Source organism: Calditerrivibrio sp., from assembly GCF_049968475.1.
In the GTDB taxonomy this organism is placed as follows: Bacteria; Chrysiogenota; Deferribacteres; order Deferribacterales; family Calditerrivibrionaceae; genus Calditerrivibrio; species Calditerrivibrio nitroreducens_A.
This window is the reverse complement of the sequence record NZ_JBMFQS010000007.1, coordinates 1-25,188: the sequence shown is the minus strand read 5'-3', so window position 1 is coordinate 25,188 and position 25,188 is coordinate 1. Positions and strand designations below refer to the sequence as shown.

Annotated in this window: 21 protein-coding genes; 17 read left to right on the top strand and 4 right to left on the bottom strand. The window is 35.1% G+C overall.

Annotated elements, in window-relative coordinates; translation table 11 throughout:
* The first annotated feature begins 8 nt into the window (after nt 1-8).
* The 3 genes from ACP5Q2_RS07085 (at nt 9) to ACP5Q2_RS07075 (ending at nt 3,475) form a co-directional block, all read left to right on the top strand.
* Nucleotides 9-1,031 (top strand): galactose-1-phosphate uridylyltransferase, encoded by a 1,023-nt coding sequence (locus ACP5Q2_RS07085; protein ID WP_428098646.1) that lies wholly within the window; start codon nt 9-11, stop codon nt 1,029-1,031.
* A 129-nt stretch (nt 1,032-1,160) separates the two neighbouring features.
* Entirely contained in the window at nt 1,161-1,901 is a 741-nt protein-coding gene (locus ACP5Q2_RS07080; RefSeq protein ID WP_428098642.1) for a DUF4912 domain-containing protein, read from the top strand.
* A gap of 2 nt (nt 1,902-1,903) precedes the next feature.
* Entirely contained in the window at nt 1,904-3,475 is a 1,572-nt protein-coding gene (locus ACP5Q2_RS07075) for a glycoside hydrolase family 57 protein (RefSeq protein WP_428098639.1), read from the top strand.
* Here the strand turns inward: ACP5Q2_RS07075 and trhA are convergent, their stop codons facing one another.
* Nucleotides 3,476-4,111 (bottom strand): PAQR family membrane homeostasis protein TrhA, encoded by a 636-nt coding sequence (gene trhA, locus ACP5Q2_RS07070; RefSeq protein WP_424605829.1) that lies wholly within the window; start codon nt 4,109-4,111, stop codon nt 3,476-3,478. It abuts the gene before it with no gap.
* Between the two features lie 230 nt (nt 4,112-4,341).
* On the opposite strand from trhA, the gene ACP5Q2_RS07065 reads away from it, so the two are divergent.
* The 10 genes from ACP5Q2_RS07065 to ACP5Q2_RS07020 are packed head-to-tail and all read left to right on the top strand — an operon-like array spanning nt 4,342 to nt 14,972.
* Nucleotides 4,342-5,751 carry an HD domain-containing phosphohydrolase gene (locus tag ACP5Q2_RS07065; protein ID WP_428098635.1) on the top strand — a complete coding sequence of 470 codons (1,410 nt, stop codon included), beginning with the start codon at nt 4,342-4,344 and terminating at the stop codon, nt 5,749-5,751.
* Entirely contained in the window at nt 5,748-6,755 is a 1,008-nt protein-coding gene (gene mqnE, locus ACP5Q2_RS07060; protein WP_424605827.1) for an aminofutalosine synthase MqnE, read from the top strand. The genes ACP5Q2_RS07065 and mqnE overlap by 4 nt, the downstream gene beginning before the upstream one ends.
* Nucleotides 6,736-7,536 (top strand): hypothetical protein, encoded by an 801-nt coding sequence (locus ACP5Q2_RS07055; RefSeq protein WP_424605826.1) that lies wholly within the window; start codon nt 6,736-6,738, stop codon nt 7,534-7,536. The genes mqnE and ACP5Q2_RS07055 overlap by 20 nt, the downstream gene beginning before the upstream one ends.
* Nucleotides 7,518-8,315 carry an MEMO1 family protein gene (gene amrB, locus ACP5Q2_RS07050; protein ID WP_428098632.1) on the top strand — a complete coding sequence of 266 codons (798 nt, stop codon included), beginning with the start codon at nt 7,518-7,520 and terminating at the stop codon, nt 8,313-8,315. Before ACP5Q2_RS07055 ends, amrB begins: the two co-directional genes overlap by 19 nt.
* 43 nt (nt 8,316-8,358) lie before the next feature.
* On the top strand, nt 8,359-9,216 hold the full coding sequence (gene galU, locus ACP5Q2_RS07045) for a UTP--glucose-1-phosphate uridylyltransferase (RefSeq protein ID WP_428098630.1): 858 nt from the start codon (nt 8,359-8,361) through the stop codon (nt 9,214-9,216).
* A gap of 7 nt (nt 9,217-9,223) precedes the next feature.
* A complete protein-coding gene (locus ACP5Q2_RS07040; RefSeq protein WP_428098627.1) occupies nt 9,224-9,658 on the top strand; it encodes an Hsp20/alpha crystallin family protein in 435 nt (144 codons plus the stop codon).
* A complete protein-coding gene (lon, locus tag ACP5Q2_RS07035) occupies nt 9,658-12,000 on the top strand; it encodes an endopeptidase La (RefSeq protein WP_424605822.1) in 2,343 nt (780 codons plus the stop codon). The genes ACP5Q2_RS07040 and lon overlap by 1 nt, the downstream gene beginning before the upstream one ends.
* Entirely contained in the window at nt 11,997-12,428 is a 432-nt protein-coding gene (locus tag ACP5Q2_RS07030; protein ID WP_428098624.1) for a DUF2062 domain-containing protein, read from the top strand. Before lon ends, ACP5Q2_RS07030 begins: the two co-directional genes overlap by 4 nt.
* Before the next feature lie 3 nt (nt 12,429-12,431).
* Nucleotides 12,432-13,313: a P-loop NTPase gene (locus ACP5Q2_RS07025; protein WP_424605820.1), complete on the top strand. Its 882-nt coding sequence runs from the start codon at nt 12,432-12,434 to the stop codon at nt 13,311-13,313.
* A 9-nt stretch (nt 13,314-13,322) separates the two neighbouring features.
* The gene (locus ACP5Q2_RS07020) at nt 13,323-14,972 is read left to right on the top strand and encodes a protein phosphatase CheZ (RefSeq protein WP_428098621.1); all 1,650 of its coding nucleotides are present in this window, start codon (nt 13,323-13,325) and stop codon (nt 14,970-14,972) included.
* A 330-nt stretch (nt 14,973-15,302) separates the two neighbouring features.
* On the opposite strand, the gene ACP5Q2_RS07015 is transcribed toward ACP5Q2_RS07020, so the two are convergent.
* Genes ACP5Q2_RS07015 through ACP5Q2_RS07005 form a run of 3 tightly spaced genes read right to left on the bottom strand, consistent with a single transcriptional unit; the run spans nt 15,303 to nt 17,921 of the window.
* Nucleotides 15,303-16,301, bottom strand: coding sequence for a GGDEF domain-containing protein (locus tag ACP5Q2_RS07015; RefSeq protein WP_428098618.1), 999 nt, complete (start codon nt 16,299-16,301; stop codon nt 15,303-15,305).
* 46 nt (nt 16,302-16,347) lie between these two features.
* Entirely contained in the window at nt 16,348-16,863 is a 516-nt protein-coding gene (locus ACP5Q2_RS07010) for a hypothetical protein (protein WP_428098616.1), read from the bottom strand.
* 2 nt (nt 16,864-16,865) lie between these two features.
* Nucleotides 16,866-17,921 carry an EAL domain-containing protein gene (locus ACP5Q2_RS07005; protein ID WP_428098614.1) on the bottom strand — a complete coding sequence of 352 codons (1,056 nt, stop codon included), beginning with the start codon at nt 17,919-17,921 and terminating at the stop codon, nt 16,866-16,868.
* A gap of 153 nt (nt 17,922-18,074) precedes the next feature.
* Here ACP5Q2_RS07005 and ACP5Q2_RS07000 point away from each other — a divergent pair, with 153 nt between their 5' ends.
* From ACP5Q2_RS07000 to ACP5Q2_RS06985, 4 genes are read left to right on the top strand one after another with little or no spacing between them, the layout of a single operon-like run.
* A complete protein-coding gene (locus ACP5Q2_RS07000; protein WP_428098611.1) occupies nt 18,075-19,847 on the top strand; it encodes an EAL domain-containing protein in 1,773 nt (590 codons plus the stop codon).
* 15 nt (nt 19,848-19,862) lie between these two features.
* Nucleotides 19,863-21,224, top strand: coding sequence for a PhoH family protein (locus ACP5Q2_RS06995; protein ID WP_428098609.1), 1,362 nt, complete (start codon nt 19,863-19,865; stop codon nt 21,222-21,224).
* Between the two features lie 52 nt (nt 21,225-21,276).
* A complete protein-coding gene (locus ACP5Q2_RS06990) occupies nt 21,277-23,610 on the top strand; it encodes a glycosyltransferase (protein ID WP_428098606.1) in 2,334 nt (777 codons plus the stop codon).
* Between the two features lie 2 nt (nt 23,611-23,612).
* Nucleotides 23,613-24,794 carry a radical SAM protein gene (locus ACP5Q2_RS06985; RefSeq protein ID WP_428098604.1) on the top strand — a complete coding sequence of 394 codons (1,182 nt, stop codon included), beginning with the start codon at nt 23,613-23,615 and terminating at the stop codon, nt 24,792-24,794.
* The last annotated feature ends 394 nt before the right edge of the window (nt 24,795-25,188 follow it).

The following is a 25,188-nucleotide window of genomic DNA, read 5'->3' as shown; positions in this document are numbered from 1 at the left end:
TGTAAAATATGCAACTTAGATATGATCCTATAAAAAAGAGATGGATAGTTTTTGCACCGGAAAGGGGTGATCGGGGGGATTATCTGATACTCCAGAAGGAGGTTGAGGATGATCCAGAATACTGCCCATTCTGCCCTGGGCATGAATCGTATACCGGCAGAAGTCTATATGAGGATACCGGAATAGTTGATGGGAAAAAAGTCTGGCTCACCAGGGTCATACCAAATAAATTCCCTCTGTTAAAGGTTGAAGAGACAGATGGTATAAAGCAGTATGGACCTTATGCCTTTTCTTCAAGGCTTGGGGCACATGAGGTAATAATCGATTCGAGAACTCATAACTTAAAAATTTTTGATTATCAAGTGGATGATATTGTCAGATTGTTTAATGCCGTTATTGCAAGAATAACAGATTTAAGGAAGGATGTGAGGTTAAAATATATCACGATGATAAAAAATTGTGGAAAAGTGGCAGGTGCAACCATTTCACATCCACATTCTCAGATTGTGGCATTCCCTTTTTTGCCAAACGAAATAAAGAATATATGGAAGAATCTTTATGAATATTATTACGTGAATAATAGATGTTTAATATGTGATATTCTCAATTTTGAATTGGAAAAAAGAGAAAGAATAGTTGTTAAAAACGATTTTTTTGTGGCCTATTCACCTTATGCCCCAAGACATTCTTTTGAAGTTCACATCGTACCGTTGATTCATACGCATGATTTTATTGGTTTAAAAGATTATGAGAAAGTAAAACTTGCCGAAATCATGATTGATGTTTTAAAGAGATATAATGTGGCGCTGGATGGTGCATCTTTGAATATAAATCTGATAAATGCCGCTTGTAACATAGACATACCTGAACTTGAGTTTTCAAAGTATAAAGAGCGTTTTTTCCATTGGTACATAGAATTGATTCCCAGAATCAACCGTATAGGTGGAATTGAAAAAGGCACCGGTGTTTATGTAAATCCTTTTCTACCGGAGAAATGTACAGAGATCCTGTCAGGTATTAAAAGGTTTTGAAATTGAAATGATTTTTCATGGTAAAAAAAATATAATTTTTTGTAAAAATATGGAAAAAAAAATAAATAGTGATATAATATATATTATTATGATTATCGTTTTCTTCTGGTTTTTTCAGGAGAGTAAAAAGTGTTTAAGGAGAGCTTAAGAATGGTTGTTTTAGAATCACTCAGTAAGAATGAACTGTATGAAATGGCGAAAGCCAAAAATATAAGGGGAAGGTCAAAAATGTCCAGAGATGAACTGATAAGAGCTTTAAAGGATGAGGTAAACTCTGAGATACTCGTGGAAAAGTCGAAATTTGATCCTCTTCCTTCGGATATGGTGGGCTATAGTACAAAGGGAGAGGAGAATGAAATTGCTTCACCAGCAAAGATAGATTATAGGTTACCTGAAACATACAACTACGATATGCTTATGTTTTTGCCTATCGATGCAAAAAGGGCATACGTTTGCTGGGAGGTTACGAAATCGAAATTGACGGAATTTGTAGAAGATACAAATATATTAAACTTTAAGCTGGTTTTAAAACTGGTGACGAATGGTATGGGGGAGATATCCAGGGTGAAAGTTGACCATAGTGGAAACTATTTCTTTTCAAATCCTATGTTGGAGGATCAGGAGGCCTGGGCGGAGATAGGATTAGAGGTGAATGGGCAGTTTAAAACTTTAATGAGATCAAATAGTTTCAAGATGCCTGCCGAAAGAGTTTCAGATAGGGATGATGTTTTGTATATGACTGTAAAGGAAAATGTGGAGAGGATAATACATCTTTCCCTTAAAGGGATGGATGGATATTACAGCAGTATAGAGCTCTATAAGGATGTATTAAAGTCTATAAGTTCTAAAAATAACGTTGAGTGGAGATGAGTATGCATGGATATTGGCTTTTGGTGCTTCATTCCCATCTCCCTTTTGTGAAACATCCGGAGCATGATTATTTTTTGGAAGAACATTGGCTTTTTGAAGCTATTACGGAATGTTATGTTCCTCTGCTTAAATACCTTGGAAAACTAAAATCTGAAGGGGTCGAATTCAAACTTACCATTTCAATGACTCCACCTTTGTGTGAAATGTTGAGGGATGGGGTTTTGATAGATAAATATAAGCTTTATCTTGATAGGATGATTGAGCTTTCGGAAAAAGAGATAAAAAGAACATCCAACGATTTCAACTTTAATAAGCTTGCGATATTTTACAAAGAGTTTTTCAGTTTTACAAAATCATTTATGGAAGACTGCAATTGGGATATTCTATCTGTTTATAAGAGATATAAGGATAGTGAAAACCTTGAAATTATAACCTGCGGTGCCACCCACGGATTTCTTCCATTTATGAGCTACAATGAAAAGGCTGTGAGGGCACAAATTGAGGTGGCTGTAAATAATTATAAAAAACATTTTGGAACCAGCCCAAAAGGGATATGGCTACCGGAGTGTGCCTACTACAAAGGGCTTGAAAAGATACTTGATGAGTATGGAATAAGATATTTTTTCACCGACACACATGGAATTATATTCGGGAAACCGAAGCCAAGGTATGGTGTATATGCCCCCGTTTTTACTGAGTCTGGAGTTGCGGCATTTGCCAGAGATTTCTCCTCTTCCAAACAGGTTTGGAGTTCAAAAGAAGGTTATCCAGGGGATGTGGATTACAGAGATTTTTATAGGGATATAGGCTATGATCTCGATTATGAGTATATCAAGCCTTATATATGTCCTGATGGTACAAGGGTATTTACGGGTATAAAGTATCATAGGGTGACAGGGGCTACTGATTATAAAGAGTATTATGTAAGAGAGCATGCTCTTACGAAAGTGGAGCAGCATGCAAAGCATTTTGTAAAGGAGAGGGAGAAGCAGGTGATGGAGTTGGTTCAGTATATGGATAGAAAACCTGTGATTGTTTCCCCATATGATGCGGAGCTTTTTGGACATTGGTGGTTTGAAGGGCCGGAATTTCTGTACAATGTCTTTAAATATATGAATCACAGTCATGTGGTAAAACCTGTAACCCCTATGGAGTATCTAAATGAATATAATACCAACCAGTTACTGGAAATCAATCCATCTTCATGGGGAGACAAAGGGTACTATGGTGTATGGCTAAACGAAGGGAACGAATGGATATATAAACATTTAAAAATTATTTCAGATAAAATTGTTTACTATGCTTCCATTTATAAGGATACCGTAGATCCATTAAAGGAAAGAGTCTTAAATCAGATGGTGAGGGAGTTGCTGCTTGCCCAGAGCAGCGATTGGGCATTTCTTATTACAACAAAGACCGCTACAGAATATGCCACATTGAGGGAAAAGGAGCATATCTTCAATTTTTTAAAGTTGGAGTCGATGCTGAATGGTGATGTGGATTTTGAATATTTACAGAAGCTTGAAAGTAAAAATAGCATTTTTCAGGAGATAGATTTTAGAATATTTGTTTAATTACGTATAAAGATATATTGCTACAAAGTGACAAAGTGTACCTGCTATTACAAATATGTGCCAGATCTCATGAAAACCGAATAGGTCCGGGAAGGGATCTGGCTTTTTTATTGCATATATGATTGCACCTACTGTGTAAAAGAGCCCACCCATAAGGAGTAGATATATTCCGTAAATATTTAAATTCTTATATAAAGGGTAGATTGCAAAAATAATAATCCAACCCATAGATAGATATATGGTTGTGTAGAGGGACCTTGGGGCGTTGATGAAATATATTTTAAAGAATAATCCAAAGATAGCGATTATCCAAACAGCTGATAAAATAACCGATCCTACATAGCCTTGAAGAGTAATCAAACAGAAAGGTGTATACGTCCCTGCTATGAGGAAAAATATCATAATATGATCAAGCTTTTTTAATATAATTTTTTTATGTGAACCTTTCTGAGTCAGATGATATAAGCCACTCGTAAAATAAAGGGATATCATGGTGATACCAAAGACAGCATAAGAGACGATATGCTTAACACTTTTAAGTTCTACACCTTTTTTTACAGATATGAATGTAAGAAATATTGCTACAAAACCGAAAATTAAATGAGTGAGTGAACTTATAATTTCCCTGCTTTTCATTAAATATATATAACACTAATTTACTCACCAATGTCAATCTAATAATTTTCTGCCGTCATTTAATTTTTACAAATTTAGGAAATTAGTGTAACAAAATTAGTCCCTGTAAGAAACTCTTGTTTAACTACATGCCATAGTTATAACACTGGAAATGATAATATCGGCATAATAAAATATTGATTATTTCTTGATTGTTTTATATAATAAACTAATAAAAAATGGTGGAATGTATGGAAAAAGACATCAATATTTTAGTTGTGGACGATGAAGATTATATTAGAGATAGCATAAAGTTGATTTTTGAAGAGGAAAATTATGGATTTATTGAGGCGGAGAATGGTTTTAAAGCCCTCGATATCCTTGAAAAAAGAAAAGATGAAATCGATATAGTGATGACTGACCTTAAGATGCCAGAAATGGATGGTATTACACTTTTAAAAATCATTAAAGAACGTTACCCTGAAATGACAGTTATTATTATCACTGGGTATCCAAGTCTTGAAACTGCTATTGAAACGTTACAAATAGGTGCAGATGATTATATAACGAAACCTTTTAATGTAAACGATGTCCATTCAAAACTTAGAAAAGCCCTTGAATCAAAAAAATTAAAAAGAGAGGTGGCATTACTCACAGATATCGTTTCGATATATGAGTCTGCAAGATTCCTTTCTTCCACTTTATCACAGGAGGAGATACTTTTAGAGATCACCAAAAAATTGATCGGTGAATTTGGTGTGGATGGTTTTTATGTAAAGCTTTTTAATAGAAAGTTTACCCTACATAATGCCGATGAGGAGATAGTAACATTTCTGGATGATGAGTTTTATGCAAAGAGGGTTTTAATACTTTTTAGCTCCGCCAGAGAATATGAGTTTAAAGCTGTGTGCAATGGTAAAAACTATTCTATAATTATTTTTCCCATGTATTCAAAAGATGGCTTATGGGGGATATTTGCCATATATTACGATTCTAAGAAAAAGTTATCAAACATAAAGAAAGAGATGCTCAATATTTATTCTGGGCAGATCTCTCTTGCTCTTCAAAATTCTTTATCTTTCCACGATCTTTCCGATGGATATATGCAAACAATTATATCTCTTTCCAATGCGGTGGATGCAAAAGATAGTTATACCAGGGGACATTCTGAAAATGTTAAAAAATATAGTAAGATGATTGTGGATGAAATCGGTTTTCCCTCTGAATTTGGGAAATATATGACATATGCCGGATTACTGCATGATATAGGTAAAATAGGTGTTGATACATATATTATTTTAAAGCCAGATCGTTTGAGCCCAGAAGAATTTGTTGAAATGAAAAAACATCCTGTTTATGGTAAGGAGATTTTAGAGCCTATAAAATTCTTAGGTGATGTGCCATACTATGTACTTTTTCACCATGAAAAGGTTGATGGGACAGGTTATCCATATGGGCTTACAGACAAAGAGATCCCGATAGGTGCAAAGATACTTTCTGTGGCAGATTCTTATGATGCTATGACAACAGATAGAAGTTATCGCCCAAGAAGAACTGCAAAAGAAGCAATTGAAGAGCTTGATAGATGTTCGGGTACTCAGTTTGACCGGGAGATAGTTTCTGCTTTTAAAAGTGCATTAAAAAAGGGTAAAATCATATGAAGAGCCTTTTTAAAGAAGATATTATTAACCTTGGAAAGAAGGCTTTTGAAATAAAGCGTTCGTTATGGGGGGATAAGGTATTTTTTGTAAAAAATATACATCTTAATTATACGAATATATGTATAAATGGTTGTAAATTTTGTGCTTTTGCAAAAGATGAATCGGACGCAGATGCCTATGAATACAGTATTAACGATGTTATTGAATATCTGAAACAAAACTGTGCCTACTGTAAAGAAGTTCATATTGTGGGTGGTTTGCATCCTCATTTCAAGTTTGATTACTATCTGAATATGCTTAGAGCCATAAAATCTAATTTCCCGTGTATTGCAGTAAAGGCCTTTAGTGCTGTAGAGATAGACTATTTTACAAAGATATCAGGTTTAAGCACAGAAAAGGTGCTAATTAAATTGAAAGATGCTGGACTTGATATGATGCCGGGTGGTGGAGCGGAGATTTTTGCCGCAGGTACGAGAAATGAGATCTGCCCTGAAAAGATCTCGGCTGAGAGATGGCTTGAAATTATGGAAATTGCCCATAATCATGGGATCAGAACAAATGCTACTATGCTCTATGGACACATAGAGTCTGAAGATGATGTTATCGATCACCTTCTCAAGCTTAGAAAGCTGCAGGAAAAAACAGGTGGGTTCAATGCCTTTATTCCCCTTTCATTTCATCCGGAGAATACCTTTTTGAGCCATCTTTATCCTTCCACTGGTGTTGAGGATATCAAAATTATATCGATATCCAGGATAATTCTTGACAATATACCTCACATCAAGGGATACTGGGTTATGTTGGGGGAAAAGACAGCTCAGGTGGCTTTATATTTTGGAGCGGATGACCTCGATGGGACAATCGTAAAAGAGAAGATCACCCATTCAGCTGGAGCCTCTTCTAAAGAGGGTTTGACTGAATCAGAATTGATATATATGATAAAGTCGGCAGGGTTTATTCCTGTGGAGAGGGATTCTTTTTATAATGAAGTCAAAGTTTACTAAGCAGATAGTATTTCTAAATCCCAGTGTAAATCTGAATAAGCTGGCGGTCTTTCTGGAGAATAATGGTGTAAATGTGGCTCTGTGTAAAAGCCCTGGTGGAGTTAAAGTCAGTGGAAATAAGGTTGTGTGCAAAGATGAAAGTAGGTACGACGTGTTTCGATTTGATATAGCTTCTATTATGTTGCCCGATATTTATTATAAGTTTTCCGACAATTTTCTAAATAGATTTTTTTATAGAAGATTTCTCAAAAAAAATGGTATAAGATCTGCAATTGATTACCTGATAAAAAATAGATTCCCCCTTTCAGAGCCCAAATTGATTGCCTGTGATAATAATGTGGAAATAGGTGGCCTGTTGTCTGAAAAGAATGTGGTAATCACTTCATACCTTACGAGCAAAGATATTGAAGGGGTCAATTTCAATAAAGTGGTGGCTGTATACAAGCTTTCTGACAATATCGACAAATTTTTAGGAAATGACTATGCCATTGTAAAAAGTAATGTTGTAAATATTGAATTTTTTATAAAAGATCAGTATATTTATCTTATAGCTGACAGTATCGATATTATAGAGAAGGTCATCAGCAAGACTTTCTTGAAAAATGTTAATATGGAACTTGTTGAAAAGTTTAAATTACTGCGCAACGATACCACTATGATAAAAAAGATAAAGAAAGACCTTTATCTTGTGAATGATTATAGCTTTTTTAATATTTCACTAAACCCTGGAAAACATTGGTTGGAAACATTGGGGAGATATATATGCGCAGGGAAGCTGTAGTAAAAGAGTACTTTTATCCATCAGATAAAGGAACTTTAAAAAAACTTTTTCAGTCGTGGGGGCAGGTTGGTACTGTAAAAAATGATGCGTTGGTCTCTATTGTGCCGCATGCTGGTTATATCTACTCCGGTGAAGTGGCTTTCAGGGTATTGTCATCTATAAACATAAAAAAACGTGTGATTCTCATGGGGCCTAACCATACCGGTTTTGGTCAAAGGGTGTCCATATATCCAGGTAGTTCATGGGAAACACCTTTTGGGGATATTGATGTGGATGAAGAGTTGGTGGAGAGGTTCGTAAATATAGGATTAAAAACTGATACACTTGCTCATCTTAAGGAACATTCCCTTGAGGTGATACTTCCTATGCTTAAATACTTGAATGAAAACTGTAAAATAGTGCCAATTACCATATCATATTTAAGATATGATGAATGTAAGTTGGTGGCGGAGAAAATACTTGATGTGTTGAAGTATTTTAAAGATGAGGTTATATTTGTAATCAGTTCAGATTTTAACCATTTTGAGGATGAAAAAACGACTCTTGTGAAGGATAAGTATGCCATAGATGCAATATTGAGGCTTGACCCAGAAGGTTTGTATGATGTTGTGAGAGATAAAGATATCTCCATGTGTGGTGTTATACCATCCACCATAGGGCTTATAGTTGCAAAGAATCTTGGGGCCCAAAAGGGAGATCTGATCATGCACACCACAAGTGGGAGAGTAAGTGGGGATTACGATAGGGTTGTGGGGTATGCTGGAATTGTGATCAGTTGATTTGGAATGGTTGCGAAAAAAGGGATAAAAAAAGAGGTGAGTAATGAAGATTAGAAAAGCTGTTTTTCCGGTTGCCGGGTTTGGTACAAGGATGCTTCCGGCTACCAAGGCAATACCTAAGGAGATGATTACGCTTGTTGATAAACCTTTGATTCAATATGCTGTGGAAGAAGCTGTGGAGGCTGGTGTTGATGAGATTATATTTATTACCGGTAGGTTTAAAAGAGCGATAGAGGACCATTTTGATAAATCTATAGAGCTTGAAATTGCACTGAAGGAATCGAAAAAAGAGAAGGAATATGAGATTCTTTCAAGGATAAGTGAGATGTGCGACTTCATTACCGTAAGGCAGAAAGAACAAAAAGGTTTAGGTCATGCAATATACTGTGCCAGAGATGTGTTGGGGAAGGATCCTTTTGTGGTGATACTGCCGGACGATATCATAAGTTACAAAGAATCGGTTACAAGACAGCTTATAAAAAAATTTGAAGTGGTGGGATCACCTGTGCTGGCAATTACAGAGGTTCCTGCTGAAGAAACTTATAAATATGGTATAGTTGATATTGACAAAAAAATTGATGATAGAACTTTCAAGTTAAAAGGGATGGTGGAAAAGCCTAAAAGTAATCCACCTTCTAATTATGCAATAATTGGCCGGTATGTATTGACATATGATGTTTTGAAAGCTATTGAAGAATGTGATGCAAATTTAGGGGAAATTCAGCTTACCGATGCTATACGTAAAGTTACAAAAGAGCAGAGTAGCTATGGTTATCTTTACGATGGTTTAAGATTTGACTGTGGGAATAAGATTGGCTATCTTGATGCCACGATCCATTTTGCGTTGAATAGAGACGATCTGAAAGATGATTTTACAAAGATTTTGAAAAAATATTGCTGAGGTATATATGGATGAGCTATCCTCTTTGGAAAAAATAGTGTTAATTCACGGACTTGGTGGAGAAATTTCCAATATTCTCAACAGGATTGTAAAGGATGTTTATGAACAGGGTCATTTCCCTCCTGTGGATATAAGTCTTAGAAGCGATTCTGTCGTCGTCTGGATTGAGCTTGCCGGAGTAAAACGGGAGAATGTTAAGATTTACCTATATGAGGATCTGCTGGTGATGGAGGGGATTATAAGACCTGCAAAGGCTGACAACTACAATTTTCTAAGGGTTGAAAGAAATTCAAATCCATTCAGGAGAATCGTAAAATTACCTGTTAAGGTGGATGCTAAGAATTTTGATGCAAAATTTGAAAATGGTGTTTTTAGGATAGAATTTAAAAGGATGCCAAAAGAGTTTGTTTTAATCAAATTAACTGAAGATGGAGGACAATAGTGGATCAACAGCTTGAAAATGAATTAACAATACCTGAGATATTACCTTTACTACCTGTTCGTGATATAGTGGTTTTCCCCTATATGGTGGTACCTCTGTTCATCGGCAGGGAATCCAGTATTGCAGCGGTGGATGAAGCATTAAATTCCAAAAGGATGATTTTCCTCTCCACCCAGAAGGATCCGATGATGGAAGATCCTGGTGAGAATGATATATACAAAATTGGTACGGTGGCGATGATTCTAAGGATGTTGAAGCTTCCGGATGGAAGGGTGAAGATCCTCGTACAGGGTTTGAAAAGAGGGGAGATAGAAGAGTTTGTACAAAAGGAGCAATTTTTCAAAGCAAAGATAAAAACATTTGATGAAGATGAAACACCCACAAGCGATTTAAAGGTGGAAGCCCTCATCAGATATGTAAAGGAACAGCTTGCTAAAGCCATAAATCTGGGTAAGCCGATGCTTCCGGATCTGCTTGCGGTTATTGATACTATAAATGTTCCTGGAAAGCTGGCGGATATAATTGCAGCTAATCTGGGGCTTAAAACGGATGAAGCCCAGGAGATTCTTGAAAAACTTGATTATGTTGAAAGGTTAAATAGAGTAAGCCAATTCCTCACGAGGGAAATATCGATATTAGAAGTGCAGAATAAGATTCTCAGCGAGGCAAGGGGGGAGATAGATAAAAGTCAGAGGGAGTACTTCCTCAAAGAGCAGTTGAAAGCCATTAGGAAAGAGCTGGGGGATGAGGATGACCTTTCCAAAGAGGTGGAGGAGTTTGAAGAAAAACTGAAAAAGCTTAAGATGCCCAAAGAGGTTAAGGAGGAGGCCACAAAACAGCTAAAAAGACTTTCCAGAATGCATTCTGATTCCGCAGAAGCAACCGTGGTGCGGACATTTCTCGAGTGGATTGTGGAACTCCCCTGGGGTAAATTTACAAAAGACAATCTTGATATAGAGAATGCCAAAAAAGTGCTTGAGGAAGATCATTACGGTTTAGAAGAGGTAAAAGATCGTATACTTGATTTTCTCGCCGTGAGAAAACTGAATTCAAAAATGAAAAGTCCTATAATCTGTTTTGTGGGGCCACCGGGAGTTGGTAAGACCTCACTTGGTAAATCTATAGCAAGGGCTATGGGGAGAAAGTTTGTCAGAATTTCGTTAGGTGGATTAAGGGATGAGGCTGAAATTAGAGGTCATAGGCGTACATACATCGGTGCATTACCCGGTAAGATTATTCAGGGGCTGAGGAATGCCGGTAGCAGTAATCCCGTCTTTATGCTTGATGAAATAGATAAATTGGGGAGCGATTTCAGAGGTGATCCATCATCTGCTTTACTGGAGGTGTTGGATCCGGAGCAGAACAATGCATTTGTGGATCATTATCTTGGTGTCCCCTATGATCTTTCAAAGGTGATGTTTATAACAACTGCCAATTATCTTGATCCAATTCCACCTGCTTTGAAGGATAGGATGGAGATCATTCACATACCAGGTTATATCGAAGAGGAAAAGATACAGATTGCTAAAAAGTATCTTGTCCCAAGGCAGATTGTTGAAAATGGATTAAAACCAGATCAACTTTTTATATCAGATAAAATACTTTCATTCATAATCTCTGGGTATACGAGAGAGTCAGGTTTGCGAAATCTTGAGCGGTTGGTGGGAACAATTTGTAGAAAAGTAGCCCGCAGAGTTGCTACAGGTGAAGATAAGGTTTTTCAAATTACAAAAAATAATGTGATAAAATATCTGGGACCTGTTAAATACTATGAAGAGGATGAGTTGAAGGAGAACGAGGTGGGGATAGTTACAGGTCTTGCCTGGACTCCGTATGGTGGCGATGTATTATTCATAGAGTCTGCAAAGTATAAAGGTAAAGGGAATCTCGTGCTGACGGGGCAGTTGGGTGATGTGATGAAGGAATCTGCAAGGGCTGCTCTAACATTTGTACGATCCATTTCTGAAAGATACGGTATAGAACCTAAACTGTTTGAAGAGCATGATATACATCTTCATGTTCCCGCTGGTGCAATACCAAAAGATGGACCATCTGCAGGTATCACAATGGCAACCGCAATATTCTCATTGTTCAGCGGTAAAAAGGTAAGAAAGGACGTTGCCATGACTGGAGAGATTACAATTACCGGAAAAGTGCTACCTATTGGAGGATTGAAAGAGAAGCTGCTTGCCGCAAAGAGGCTGGGTATCAAAACAGTGGTAATCCCCAAGAAGAATGAAAATGATCTGATAAAACTTTCAAAAGATCTTAAAAAGGGGATTAATGTGATACCGGTGGAAAGATTCGAGGAAGTTTTAAGGATAGCTATTGAAGATCTATGATTGAAAGATTTGTAAATGCTATCAAACATATTGTAAATATTGATGCTCCCGCAAATAAGATAGCGTTAAGCAGTGGGTTGGGAATGGTGATAGGTTTCAGTCCATATTTAGGGTTTCATACTATCTTAGCCACCATTTTTAGTGTGGGGCTAAGATTACCGATATATCCTCTTATGATAGGTGCTTATATCACAAATCCCATCACAATCCCTCCCATTTATGCATTTTTGTATAAAGTCGGTGTTGTTTTGACCGATAGTAGTAAAAAGGATATAAAGTGGGATATTCACAATTTCAGTGAACTTATGGTGCTTGCAAAGAGTATACTCTGGCCACTTTTTGTAGGTTGTCATGTGTTTGGTTTACTGACAGGTTTGGTTACATATTTTGTAGTAAAATATCTTTTGATAAAGTATAGAGGTTACTGATGTATGGCTGAGATTATTGCTGTGGCAAGTGGAAAAGGTGGCGTTGGGAAGAGTTTTTTTTCTGCTAATCTGGCGATGTCGATGAAAAAACTGGATGATGCAATTTTGCTGGTTGATGGTGACCTGGGTGGGGCAAATCTCCACAGCTTTGTGGGATTGAAGGCCCAGGGTAAAGGGATATATAATTTCCTCAAGGAGAATTTTAGAATAGAAGATGTTATTTTGCAAACCCCTGCTCAAGTGGACTTTATTGGTGGTTCCAGCGATATATTGGGAATGGCACATATAAATAATTTTGAGAAATTAAAAATTTTAAACCATTTAAAAAGGGCAAATTATAGATATGTTGTAATGGATCTCGGAGCCGGTACGAGCTACAACATGATAGATTTTTTTAATTTTTCTGATAAAAAAGTCTTGATTATGAACAGTGAGCCCACTTCCATTGAAAATTCATATGGTTTTTTGAAGATTGCTCTATACCGCAAGATTGAAAGACATCTCTTTAAGGATCCAAGATTGGAAAATATATGTAGTAAGTTAAGAAGTAGGAGTATGAATTATCAAAGAGTTGACGATATCCTGGAGGAGTTAGACCGAATAGATAGCAAAATTTCAGAAGATGTTCTGGAAATTGTAAGAGGATATAAGGTGGGACTTGTATTAAATATGTTGAAATTTAAAAAAGAGCTCAATATCTTTTACGGTTTTGAGAATGTATCCAAAAAATATCTGAGAATTTCTGTTGAAAAATTAGGATTTTTACCTTATGATTTGTATGTAAGTGAGAGTTTGAAAAAGCTTGAACCATACTATTTTAATACCACTGATAGCAATAGAGAATTTTTTGATGAAATAAGAGATATAATTTTGAAAAAATTGTAGGGGTGTTTTATGGAATCTCAACAGCTATACATCGAAGATCTGAACGAAGTAAAAGATGAGGATATGCTCCAGCTTGTGGGGTTTAAATTGGGGGATGAAGAGTATGCCATAGATGTATTAAAGATACAGGAGATAATAAGGCTTGTTGAGATTACTTCAGTTCCGAGGACTGATAATTATATCATGGGTGTTATGAACCTCAGGGGTAAGGTTATCCCTGTGGTGGATTTGAGGGTGAGGTTTAATTTAGAGAAGTCGGATTTTGATAAAAAGACAAGGATTATAGTTGTTAGATTTGAAAAGGAAAATATAGGTTTTGTGGTTGATGAAGTTACTCAGGTGATTCGTATAAATAAATCTATGATAGAACCCACACCACCCCTTGTGGGATCCATAGGGCAGGAGTATATTTTAGGTATATGTAAATACAATGATAGATTGATAATTTTACTCGATATAGACACTCTTATATATGAGGATAAGGGGCATGAGAGTGAATTAAAGAAGAAGTTTAGGCCCTCTAAAGGGGGTTCATCCTCAGGAGGCAACACCGGTGATGTGGAAGTCCAGTCTCCATTAAAAGAGGAGGATGAGATTCAGGAGGAAGAGGAATCAACTACCATCCATGAATCGTTACAGCAGGATCATGTTCAGGATGTTCAGGAAGAGTTGCCAAAAGAGGAAGAGAAACATGAAGCTTCCGGTGGTATGGATGACATAGATGCTCTTATAGCTATGGAGCTAGCCAAAAGGGAAAAAGAGACGGCAGAATTAATCAAGAAAAAGAAATCTACTCCAGTTCAGGAGAGTATTGAAGATATATTAAATGATGCGGTAAAACAGGCAGAAGAGAAGATAAATCATGATGCAGTCCACGTAGATCAGAGTGATCTGGATGCTCTTATTGCCATGGAGCTTGCTAAGAGGGAAAAAGAAACCGAAGAGATGATAAAAAGAAAAAAGGAGCAGGAAAAAAAAAATGATATAGATAATTTATCTTTTGAAAGTACTGCTGATACTGAAGGTAATGTTGAAACATTACAGGAAGGTGGTTCGAGTAAGAAAGAAAATTTAGAGATTGAAGTAGATTCCATTGCTGAGATCAAAGAGTTGGCCAGAAAGATAATTCATGGGGAGTCAAAAGAGATTTCGATAGATGTTAAGGGGGAGATTGGGGAGATTGTTAAGCTTATTATGAACACAAAAGAGAAATTGGATAATATTGAGGATTCGACGGAAAAAGTCCCTACCGTTGCTAAAAATTTGGAATTTATAAATGATACCACAGAAAAAGCAACAAGCAACCTTTTGCAGCATTCAGACGAACTTTCAAATATTTATAATGAGCTATCTGATGGTTTCAGAGATATAGAAAGGTATGTTGAGTCGAGGGATATTAAGTCGGCTTTAAAAAGGATAGAAGAGCTGGAAAAAACTATAGAGAAAGCAGAATCTCTTGGATTTGAAATTTTACAGGCGCTTGAATTTCAGGATATCACTGAGCAGAAGATCAACAAGGTTATAAGAAATATAGAAGAGATTGGGGCAAGACTTGGTTCCATTCTGGGGTTTGTGGTAAGTAGTGCTTCTGATGAATCATCAAAAGTAGCATCTCAGGATGAGATTGACAAGCTTTTGAGCGATTTTGGATTAAATTGAGTGTTTTCTAAGATACTTTTATAACTAAATTGTAACACTCATTTTAGACATACTGAACAGTTAAATTATATTTAGTAAAAGTTATTTTTATTCCAATGGTGTTTGTTGAAAAAATGTTGAAAACTTTTTTTGTTTTAATTTTTTATAACAGCATATAGATTGATTTTTATGAAAATACGTTTATTTACCAATTGTTTTATATTTTGCTGCGGATAATTCTACAAAAAGCTGTCAAGTCTTTTTTTATCAACATATTTTGTTGAAAAAGTGTTGATTTTTCTTTTTGTGTCAGATTTAATATCTGAAAAACTATAATGTTATACAAAGTGATTAATTTTTAAGCAGAAAGGATGTTTTATTTTTTCCAGAGTTTTTGGACTGGTACATGGCTTTATCTGCCAACTCGATAACATCCATAAGGGAGTCGCCACTTTTGGGATAATTGCTTACACCGATACTAAGGGTTATTGTAAATTTTTTTTCATCTTTTGTGAAAAAAGATTTAAGCTCAAATTGTTTTCTTATTCTTTCTGCCACTTCTATGGCTCCATCCAGATCGGTTTCCACTAGGCAAAGGATAAACTCATCTCCACCATACCTTGCAGCAAAATCGGTTCTTCTTATGTTTGTTTTAATAACTTCGGCAATCGATTTTATTACCATACTGCCGTATTTGTGTCCATAAGTGTCATTAATCAATTTAAGGTTATCTGAGTCTATCATCAAAACTGAAAATGTTTTTTGATACCTCTGGGATCTATAAAACTCCTCTTCGATCTTTTTCATAAAACCGCTTTGATTTAGCAATCCTGTCATTTCATCTGTTATGGAGAGCTCTGTGATGAGATTTCTTAATATTATGTATATCTTATTGAAGTTTAGAGATGTTATAAAAATAAAAGGTAATGAGATGAGGAATAAAAAGACTTCTTTTGGATCAAATTTTGTAAAATAAACATACGTTAGGACACCTGTAACTACAATATGCACCATTAGATACTTTTTGTCATATAAAATAACTGAAAATAATAAAAGCCCAATCATCGACATAAAGATTAAAATGTCATAAGCGCTACTATTAATATATGCGATGAAGATATTTTGGGATTGAAAAAGTAGGTAATAGCTTAATATTTTGCTGGAAAAAAAGTTATCATCGATTGAGAACTTGAGTATAATGAATATGAGAAAAAAAATAATAATTGCATAGTTAGCTTTATTGTTTGTGGATTCTAAAAATTTTATTGAGGCAATGATAATGGTAAATGTGAAAAGATATAAAACCTCTGCAATTTTGTACTGAAAATGCCTTATTTTATGGTCTATCATTCTTTAATTATATTTAAATTTGGGATAATAGCAATAAAATATTAATCTATTTTCTTTCGTATTCTTCTATCTCCTTTATCAGTCCAGTATAACAATCTGGGCAGATCCCATGACTGAATTTTGGTAAAAAATTATATTCTAAAAGTTTCATTTTATTTACAGCATCTTCCAATTCGATGAAGATATCCCTATATTTTATCTTATTACACCATGCACACATCGTGAAAATGATATCTGAATTGGATGAAAAATGTAGTTTTGTTGCTCTTTTGGTGGTATTTACGAGTTCATGTTTCAGTTTAAGGATATTGTTTATCATCGGTGTTATTTCCAGATCATACAACCTAAGCTCATCTTCATTATCGCATCTATAGGATGTTTTGAAAGGGGACCCTTTTTTTCTCACAGAATCGAAAATTCTTGATAGGATTATTTTTAACATTTCATCATTTATGAAATCAAAATAGTTTTTGCCTATATTTTGTTTTGCTAAAATTTCACTGGTATTGAGTATTACGTTATTTTCATCTAAGTAATAGATTAATGTGTTATTTTCTGCCATAATTAGCAGAATATTATTTTATCTAATGGTTCAGGGGAGGGTTTACCAAAAAGGTATCCCTGCATAAGATCCACCCCAAGATTTTTCAGCATTTCCATCTCACCATGTGTTTCGATCCCTTCCGCAAGTGAAAGGGAACCTATCTCTTTGCATATCCCCACGAGGGATGAAACGATAGCTTTTTTGGCAATATCCTTATCTATGTCTCTTACCAGTTCAATGTCGATTTTCACAATGTTAGGCTTTAATGATGCAAGTAAATTTAATGATGAGTATCCGGAACCAACATCATCAAGAGCTACTTTAAACCCCATATTGTTGTAAAAATCTAAAATATTTTTGAGGTGAACGAAATTTTCTACTTTATCACTTTCGACTACTTCAAAAACTATTTTACTGAAATCGAAGTTTAGCTCTGTAGCTGTCTTTACTGTATCCCTCAGACAGAATTCTGGGTTGTAGATGGATGTGGGGGTGAAGTTTATAAAGATCATTTTATCTATCTCTTTTGCTTTAGAATTTTTAATTGCGGAGATTCTGCACTGTCTATCAAGATTGAATATCATCTCGGTTTTTCTGGCGGAATGGAACATAAGATTGGGGGGCATTATGCTCCCATCCATTTTTATGCCTCTGGAGAGGCATTCGTAGCCTACTATCTGATTTGAACGTATATCAATTATCGGTTGAAAATAGGTAATTATCGATTCATTATCAAGAATCCATTTTAAATCTTTTGAAAGGTATAGATTTATCCAATATGTAAGGGGTTTGGCATTTTTATAAGCTCCAAATGTTAGTGAAGATGTTGGGTCAATGAGTAATACGGTGATATTTTCCAGCTCAATTTCGGTGAAATCTTTTGATGAGCTAACTATTTCTATAAATTCGTTAAATTTATAGTTTAGGACGAGGTAATCGTTTTCGTTTAATATCTCGAATCGACTTTTGAAAATTGTAAAAAACTTACCTAAAATATACTCATGGGATGCAAAAATAACTATCCTTTTGCAGTCTTCTGGTAATGTTTTGGTTGTGGTACATTTTTCACAGCTCATTGTAATCCTCCCTTGTTTCCTAGAAAACATTATACTAATATTATTATACCATAGCTAGCAGAAAAATACCATAAAAATCAGTATGCCCGGAATTTTCATTTTTTTTACATTTGTATAAAACTTTTATAATCTTTTTTCTCTATAAACCTTATTATGAAACATATCTTTTTTGAAAAATGGGAAAAAAAGCTTGAAAAGATCGATTATGCAGTCCAACCTATTGTTTCCACCTTATCGGGTAAATTATTTGGGGTTGAATTCCTTATTAGAGGAGTTGAGGAGATTGGGTTTAAATCTATAAGTAGTTTTTTTGATGAAGCTTACGAAGATCAGGTTCTTGTCCCTCTTGAAAAGACTTTGAGAAAAAAGGTGGCTGAAAAGGCTTCTAAAATAAAAAATTATAGAAATATCAACATATTCTACAATTATGATCACAGGATTATGGAAATGCCGGATTATACTTTTGGCTTCACCGAACAAGTATTGGGAGAGTATAAAATCCCTCCGAGTAATTGGTGTCTGGAGCTAAACGAAGGGTTAAATCACAGTTTTACCGCCATATACAACAAAGTCCTTTTGAGGGCTAAGGCATCAGGATTCAAGTTGGCGATAGATGATTTTGGAACCGGTTTTTCTAATTTTGAACTTCTCTACCATTCCGAAGCAGATTATATAAAACTTGATAAGTTTTTGATTAGAGAAATTCATAAAGATAATCGGAAGATGTCTCTTGTGTCAGCAATAAAGGATATTGCAAGATCTCTTGGGATCACTTTGATTGCAGAAGGGGTGGAGACGGAAGAAGAGTATTATTGTCTTAAAAATTTTAATATAGAATTCATTCAGGGATATTTTATACAGAAGCCCACAACAGATCCTTACTCCATTAAATTAAAGTATGAGAATATAGAGTCTCTTTATAATTCAGATAGAAGAAAAAGTACTGGTTTTAATAGCCGCATAAAAGAGGCTATGGTTTTTATCCCGCCTCTAAAGATCGATAGCAGTATAGAGGATCTTTTTACAAGATTCCAAAATTCAAACTACGATTTTATCCCATTGGTGGACACCAATTTTGCCCCGGTGGGGGTGGTTTTTGAAACGGATCTTAGGGAGTACATATACTCCCCTTTTGGTAGGGAGCTTTTGACAAGCAAGCTACATAAAAAAACGATAAAAGACTTTATGAAGAAGATGCCGAAGGTTGATATAAGAACTAAAATAGATGACGTATTGAAACTGATAGTAACGTTTGATTCTCAGGGTATATTTGTTACAAATGATAATGAGTATGTGGGATTTTTACCTAATAATGCTGTACTTAAAATATTAAATGAGATTAGAATGCAGGAGGCTCTGGAAACGAATCCCCTCACCGGGTTACCTGGTAATGCAGCCATAGCTGCCAATATAAATAAAATTTTGAAAGATGAGGATAATGTAAATTACGTTGTTTATTTCGACTTTGATAATTTCAAGCCTTTCAACGACAAATTTGGCTTCCGGGTTGGTGATAGGGCAATAAAAGGTTTTGGGGAGATATTAAAGGATTTGAAAAGGAGGGAAGATAAGGAGATTTTTATAGGGCATATCGGTGGGGATGACTTTTTTATGTCGATCAGTTTTAAAGAATATGAAACTGAAGCAGTAATTAAGATGATATTGAATATTATCGATGAATTTCAAAAATTGAGTACCTCATTTTATTCTTTTGAGGAGGTTGTGAATAAATCATATCAATCTGTAGACCGAAGTGGTAATTTGAAAAATTTCCCTCTGTTAGGGATAAGTGCTGCTATAATAGAATTGCCAAAAATTAGCATAGAGATAACCGATCAGGATTTTTCTAAATTGATAGCGGTTCTTAAAAAAAATGCAAAGTCTAATGGTTCAAAGATTTCCATTTCCACTCTCCTAAATAGATGAAGTATGGAGTATGCTATGAAAAAAAAGTTTTTCATTCTTGATACAAACGTATTGCTTCACTCCCCCAATTGTCTTGATACTTTCCAGGATAATGACATCATAATACCCGCCATCTGCCTTGAAGAGCTGGATAGGTTTAAAAGTTTTTACGATTTAAAAGGGTTTTATGCAAGGGAATTTATAAGAAATTTCGAAAAAATAAGAGGTTATGGGGATCTTATTTCCGGAATCGATCTGGAGTCAGGAGGTAGGATTTATGTAAGATATCTAAGCAAAGATGTTACTTTACCGGTGGAGTTTGAAAATAATAAAGCCGACAATATTATTTTAAAGATGGTTCTTCAGTGTATGGGGGAGTTTGGGGATAATGTAATATTGGTGAGTAAAGACATAAGTTTAAGAATTAAAGCAAGTTTATTGGGTATAAAATCTGAGGATTATTATCATGATAAGAGCAATTATAGTTTGATGATAAATAATGATATTCTGTATGTGGAGGATCATCTATTAGACACTATATTTGAAAATGGTTTTGTGAAAAGGGACGAACTAAGTGGATACATGCAGAAAAACGATACAACTATGGGCGGTAGGTATATTCTCTTAAAGTCAAATATTTACGACCGAAAAAGTGCTCTGGTGAAATATAATTTCAGGGATGATACTTATGTTAGATTTGACATTCTGGATTATCCCATAGGGGTAATTCCTACCAATTATCAACAGAAAATCTTTCTAGATGCACTGATGGATTACGATATCAAGATAATATTTGCAATAGGTATAGCCGGTACTGGTAAAACTCTATTATCAATAGCAGCGGGGCTTACACAGGTTTTAAATAAAAGATACAAAAAACTCGTCATCAGCCGTTCACCGGTTCCAATGGGGAGAGATCTGGGCTATCTACCTGGTGATATCCAGAATAAGCTGGATCCATGGTTGAAGCCTATTTATGACAATTTAGATCTTGTACTATCAAATTCATCTATTAAAGATGGTAACGGCAGTAAACAGGATAAATTCTGGTCGGATATTACCCTTGATTATCTCAAAAGTACGAGCATAATCGAGGTGGAAGGGCTTACTTATATCAGGGGGAGAACATTTCATAATTCTTACATTATAATTGATGAGTCCCAAAATCTCACCCCCCACGAAGTAAAGACAATCATAACCAGAGTGGGTAAAAACTCAAAGATCGTCCTGACAGGTGATATATATCAGATAGACAATCCTTTTGTGGATGAAAAGGATAATGGACTTGTGTATGCCAGCGAGCGTTTCCAAAAGGCAAAAAGTGAACTGGCTGTGACGATTACCATGACTAAATGTGAAAGAAGTGAGGTATCGAAAATTGCAGCTGATATTTTATAGCTGTTGGGAATGTTGGATTTATTCATATAAATTAAAATTGAGGTGTTTTTAAATGATAAAAGCAGATCTTCACGTACATTCTAAATATTCCCGTAAGCCATCGGAATGGTTTTTAAGAAAAATTGGAGCTGCAGAATCTTACACCGAACCGGAAACGCTATATAGTAAGCTAAAGGATAAGGGGATGGATTTAGTGACCATTACGGATCACAATACCATAAAAGGGTGTTTGAAATTAAAAGAAAAGTCTGACTTAGATACTTTTATATCGGTGGAATCAACCGCTCATTTTCCTGAGGATGACTGTAAAATACATATCCTGATCTACGATATAACTGAATCGGAGTTTGAGGAAATACAGAGGTTACGGTACAATATTTATGAGCTGAGGGAGTTTATCTACGAAAAAGGGATTGCCCATTCAGTGGCACACCCCATATATTCTGTAAATGATAAATTAACCCTTGATCATATCGAAAAGCTCATACTGATGTTTGATAATTTTGAAACCGTCAATGGTTGTCGGGGGGAGATATACAACAAGACGATCACCGATATCCTTTTAAGTATTACCAGGAAAAGATTCGATGATCTTTTGAACAAACATAATCTAAAGTTAACAAAATACAACTGGGAAAAGGGGTTTACAGGTGGTTCAGATGATCATGCGGGACTTCTTATGGGAAAAGCTTATACATGTTCGGATTTTGCAAATAACAGAGAAACATTTATTCAGGCTCTCAAAGATAGGAAAACTTTAGGATTGGGTACCTCAGCAGATTTTTACACCCTTGCGTTTAATATATACAAAATCTCGTACGATTATTCCCAAAAAAGTAATTTGATTCAGATGACTGGTGGTCTAATGGGTGATATAATATCCAGCATTGCCACCAGAAAAAAAGATTCTTTTTTAAAGAAGCTTAAACTCAGAAAGCTAAAGAATAAGAGTGAGATAAATAAGATAGTTATAGATATGCTTGATAATCTTAAGAGAATGCCTGAAGATGAAATGGAGCGAAAAATAAACTATACCTATGAGAAGGCATCAGAGTTGATAGATGAATACTTAAAGTTACTTCTAAAAAAATTTAAAAAAGACTCAAAAATTTCCTTCGATTATCTCTATAAGTCCATTATGGGATCTCTTCCGGGGCTTTTTGTAAGTGTGCCTTTCTTCTCTTCCCTTAAGCAAGCTTATAAAGATCATAAAATTGCATTGGAATTAAGAAGGAAGTTTATAAATGGAAATGATAATGTATACAAAAGGGTGGCATGGTTTTCAGATACAATAAACGATTTAAATGGTGTTTCTGTCACACTTAAAAATATAGGTTTTAAGGCCATTGAATTTGATATGCCGCTTGCCATCTTTGGTTCTCTCCACAGTGATGACGTAAAAGATCTACCGAAAAATTTTGTCAATTGTAAAAGTATCTTTGATTTTACCTTGCCGTATTATAAAAAAATCAAATTACACATCCCTTCTTTCATGGATATAATGTCAAAACTCTATAAATTCTCACCCGATGAGATTATTGTATCAACCCCGGGGCCTGTGGGTGTTATGGGACTAATTATTGGAAAGTTGATGGGGGTAAAAACAACCGGCGTTTACCACACAGATTTCAGCAGTGAGATATATGAGATTAAAAAAGATGATTCTCTATCTGCTATAGTTGATAAGTATGTGAACTATTTTTATAATCAATTCGATGAGATTAAGGTTCCATCAAAAGGTTATATCGATATTCTAAACAACAGAGGGCTTTATAACCCTCGAATATCGATTTTTAAAAGGGGGATCGACACTAATAAGTATTTTCCTATATACAGATTGAGCGAGATTAATTCAATTAATCTGATGTTTGCTGGTAGAGTTTCAAAAGATAAAAATATAGACTTTCTTTTGAAGGTTTTCTATGAGATCAGACACAGATTTAGGGAACTGAAGATTAAGTTGTTTATCGTTGGGGATGGCCCATACCTTGAAAAATTGACCAAGGAGCACAGGGATAAAGATATTATTTTTACAGGTAGGGTAAAAGAGAGTGAGATGCCAAAATACTACTCTTTGGGAGATATATTCCTTTTCCCAAGTACGACAGATACCTTTGGGATGGCTGTTTTGGAGGCCCAGGCTTGTGGTTTACCTGCTGTAGTTTCAGATGTGGGGGGACCAAAAGAGATAATTATTGATGGTGTTACTGGGATTGTGGCAAAATCTGGTGATCTGGATGAATGGGTTATAAAAATATCAGAACTAATAGAAAAAAGAGTATCCGGAGAAGATATCATAAACAATATGAAATTTGAGGCTGTAAAAAATGTAAAACATAGGTTTGAGTGGAAGACTGTCCTCGAAGATCTATTTTTATGGAGATAATCATGAAATATAGTGAATTAATGGAGATTTTAAATCTGGTATTTCGAAAAGAGCTCCCAAAACAGATGATCATTCAGATGACAGATATATGTAATGCCGGGTGTCCTCAGTGTGGAATGAATGTATCAAAAGACTATATTAGAAATAAGTTGGATTTATCCAGGTTAAAATTGGTCATAGATAAAGCTGTTGATATGGGGATAAAATCGTTATCCATTACTGGAGGTGAGCCACTTTTAATGAAAAATGATCTTTTTGAAGCGATATCATATGCTTCAAAAAATGGGATTAAGTATACACGAACTGGCACAAATGGTTTTCTATTTATGAATCATGATAAACAAGATTTTGAAAAGAGGGTTTCAAAACTTGCGGAGGCTATACTTGAATCGAATCTATATACCTTCTGGATAAGTATTGATAGCTGGGACAGAGAAAAACATGAAAAAAACAGGGGCTTGATGGGAGTGGTTGAGGGGATCGAAAAGGGTCTCAGAATTTTTGAAAATTACAAGCTACATCCTTCTGTAAATTTAGGGATAAATCGTTTGATTGAGGTGGATGATCCCACCTATAAGTTAAACGGACATTTTTATCCAGATGCATTCTATGATAACTATTACAATGGACTGTCAAAATTTTTCGATTTTGCAATTTCTCTTGGATTTAAAATTGCAAATTTATGCTATCCTATGAGTTTTGAGGGGGCTGTGTATAAGGCGGAGTCTTCAGAATATATTGTTAGATATTCAGAAAAAGAGAAAAAGATCCTTTATAAAGTCATTTTTGACGTGGTAAGAAAATATAGAAAAAAAATAAAGATTTTTACACCACTTGTCTCCATTAAAAATCTTATGGATCAGTACGATGATAAGGAGAGTATTGGATGTCTTGGTGGTAAAAGTTTCTTTTTTGTGGACACACTTGGGAACCTGTATCCCTGCGGATTTAAGAGTGAATTTTCTTTCGGAGATTTCTTAAGTCTTAATGGTGGGATTGGTATAAAAGCCGATTGTAGTGAGTGCGATTGGGAGTGTTTTAGGGATCCATCAGCCATGTTTATACCTATAAAAAATATAACCAATCCTTTTTTCATAGCTAAAAATATCGATAAATACTACTATCTCCTCAATGATATACTTTATTATTCAAAAGCCAATTTTTTCAATATCAGAGTAAGTTGAAAGTTAGACCCTGATTTGGTATTTACTGAAGTTGGAAAAGTTAATTCAACATAGGACACCTAAAGATGCATAGAAAAAAATAGTTAAGTGTTCAAATATGTAAAATAAAAAGCTTTGTGATTCTCTTTACCCTTTGTGGGTAAAAAAAACTTAAGTCAAGCTTTTAAACGATATGCAAAAATGAGGTGATGCCATCATTATTGTTTTATATTTACACAAATAGCCTGTTAATGTATAATTATCTAAAAAATAAGAAGGGAAAAGCTTTATGAAAAAACTGCTAATATTTATTCAAAGTTTTGCAAAGATCAGGTCTTATGATTACTATGTAGATAAAACCGGGTTTGTTAAAAAATTAGAAGTTGGGGGAGCAACTGTTATCAAACCTTGATAT

Excerpts from the sequence above, each read along its gene's own strand:
- ACP5Q2_RS07065 (WP_428098635.1), top strand. The coding sequence starts at position 4,342 with ATGGAAAAAGACATCAATATTTTAGTTGTGGACGATGAAGATTATATT.
- ACP5Q2_RS07040 (WP_428098627.1), top strand. The coding sequence starts at position 9,224 with ATGGATGAGCTATCCTCTTTGGAAAAAATAGTGTTAATTCACGGACTT.
- mqnE (WP_424605827.1), top strand. The coding sequence starts at position 5,748 with ATGAAGAGCCTTTTTAAAGAAGATATTATTAACCTTGGAAAGAAGGCT.
- ACP5Q2_RS07025 (WP_424605820.1), top strand. The coding sequence starts at position 12,432 with ATGGCTGAGATTATTGCTGTGGCAAGTGGAAAAGGTGGCGTTGGGAAG.
- trhA (WP_424605829.1), bottom strand. The coding sequence starts at position 4,111 with ATGAAAAGCAGGGAAATTATAAGTTCACTCACTCATTTAATTTTCGGT.
- ACP5Q2_RS07085 (WP_428098646.1), top strand. The coding sequence starts at position 9 with ATGCAACTTAGATATGATCCTATAAAAAAGAGATGGATAGTTTTTGCA.
- ACP5Q2_RS07000 (WP_428098611.1), top strand. The coding sequence starts at position 18,075 with ATGAAACATATCTTTTTTGAAAAATGGGAAAAAAAGCTTGAAAAGATC.
- ACP5Q2_RS07005 (WP_428098614.1), bottom strand. The coding sequence starts at position 17,921 with ATGAGCTGTGAAAAATGTACCACAACCAAAACATTACCAGAAGACTGC.
- galU (WP_428098630.1), top strand. The coding sequence starts at position 8,359 with ATGAAGATTAGAAAAGCTGTTTTTCCGGTTGCCGGGTTTGGTACAAGG.
- ACP5Q2_RS07030 (WP_428098624.1), top strand. The coding sequence starts at position 11,997 with ATGATTGAAAGATTTGTAAATGCTATCAAACATATTGTAAATATTGAT.
- ACP5Q2_RS06985 (WP_428098604.1), top strand. The coding sequence starts at position 23,613 with ATGAAATATAGTGAATTAATGGAGATTTTAAATCTGGTATTTCGAAAA.
- amrB (WP_428098632.1), top strand. The coding sequence starts at position 7,518 with ATGCGCAGGGAAGCTGTAGTAAAAGAGTACTTTTATCCATCAGATAAA.
- ACP5Q2_RS06995 (WP_428098609.1), top strand. The coding sequence starts at position 19,863 with ATGAAAAAAAAGTTTTTCATTCTTGATACAAACGTATTGCTTCACTCC.
- ACP5Q2_RS06990 (WP_428098606.1), top strand. The coding sequence starts at position 21,277 with ATGATAAAAGCAGATCTTCACGTACATTCTAAATATTCCCGTAAGCCA.
- ACP5Q2_RS07010 (WP_428098616.1), bottom strand. The coding sequence starts at position 16,863 with ATGGCAGAAAATAACACATTAATCTATTACTTAGATGAAAATAACGTA.
- ACP5Q2_RS07075 (WP_428098639.1), top strand. The coding sequence starts at position 1,904 with ATGCATGGATATTGGCTTTTGGTGCTTCATTCCCATCTCCCTTTTGTG.
- ACP5Q2_RS07015 (WP_428098618.1), bottom strand. The coding sequence starts at position 16,301 with ATGATAGACCATAAAATAAGGCATTTTCAGTACAAAATTGCAGAGGTT.
- ACP5Q2_RS07020 (WP_428098621.1), top strand. The coding sequence starts at position 13,323 with ATGGAATCTCAACAGCTATACATCGAAGATCTGAACGAAGTAAAAGAT.
- ACP5Q2_RS07055 (WP_424605826.1), top strand. The coding sequence starts at position 6,736 with ATGAAGTCAAAGTTTACTAAGCAGATAGTATTTCTAAATCCCAGTGTA.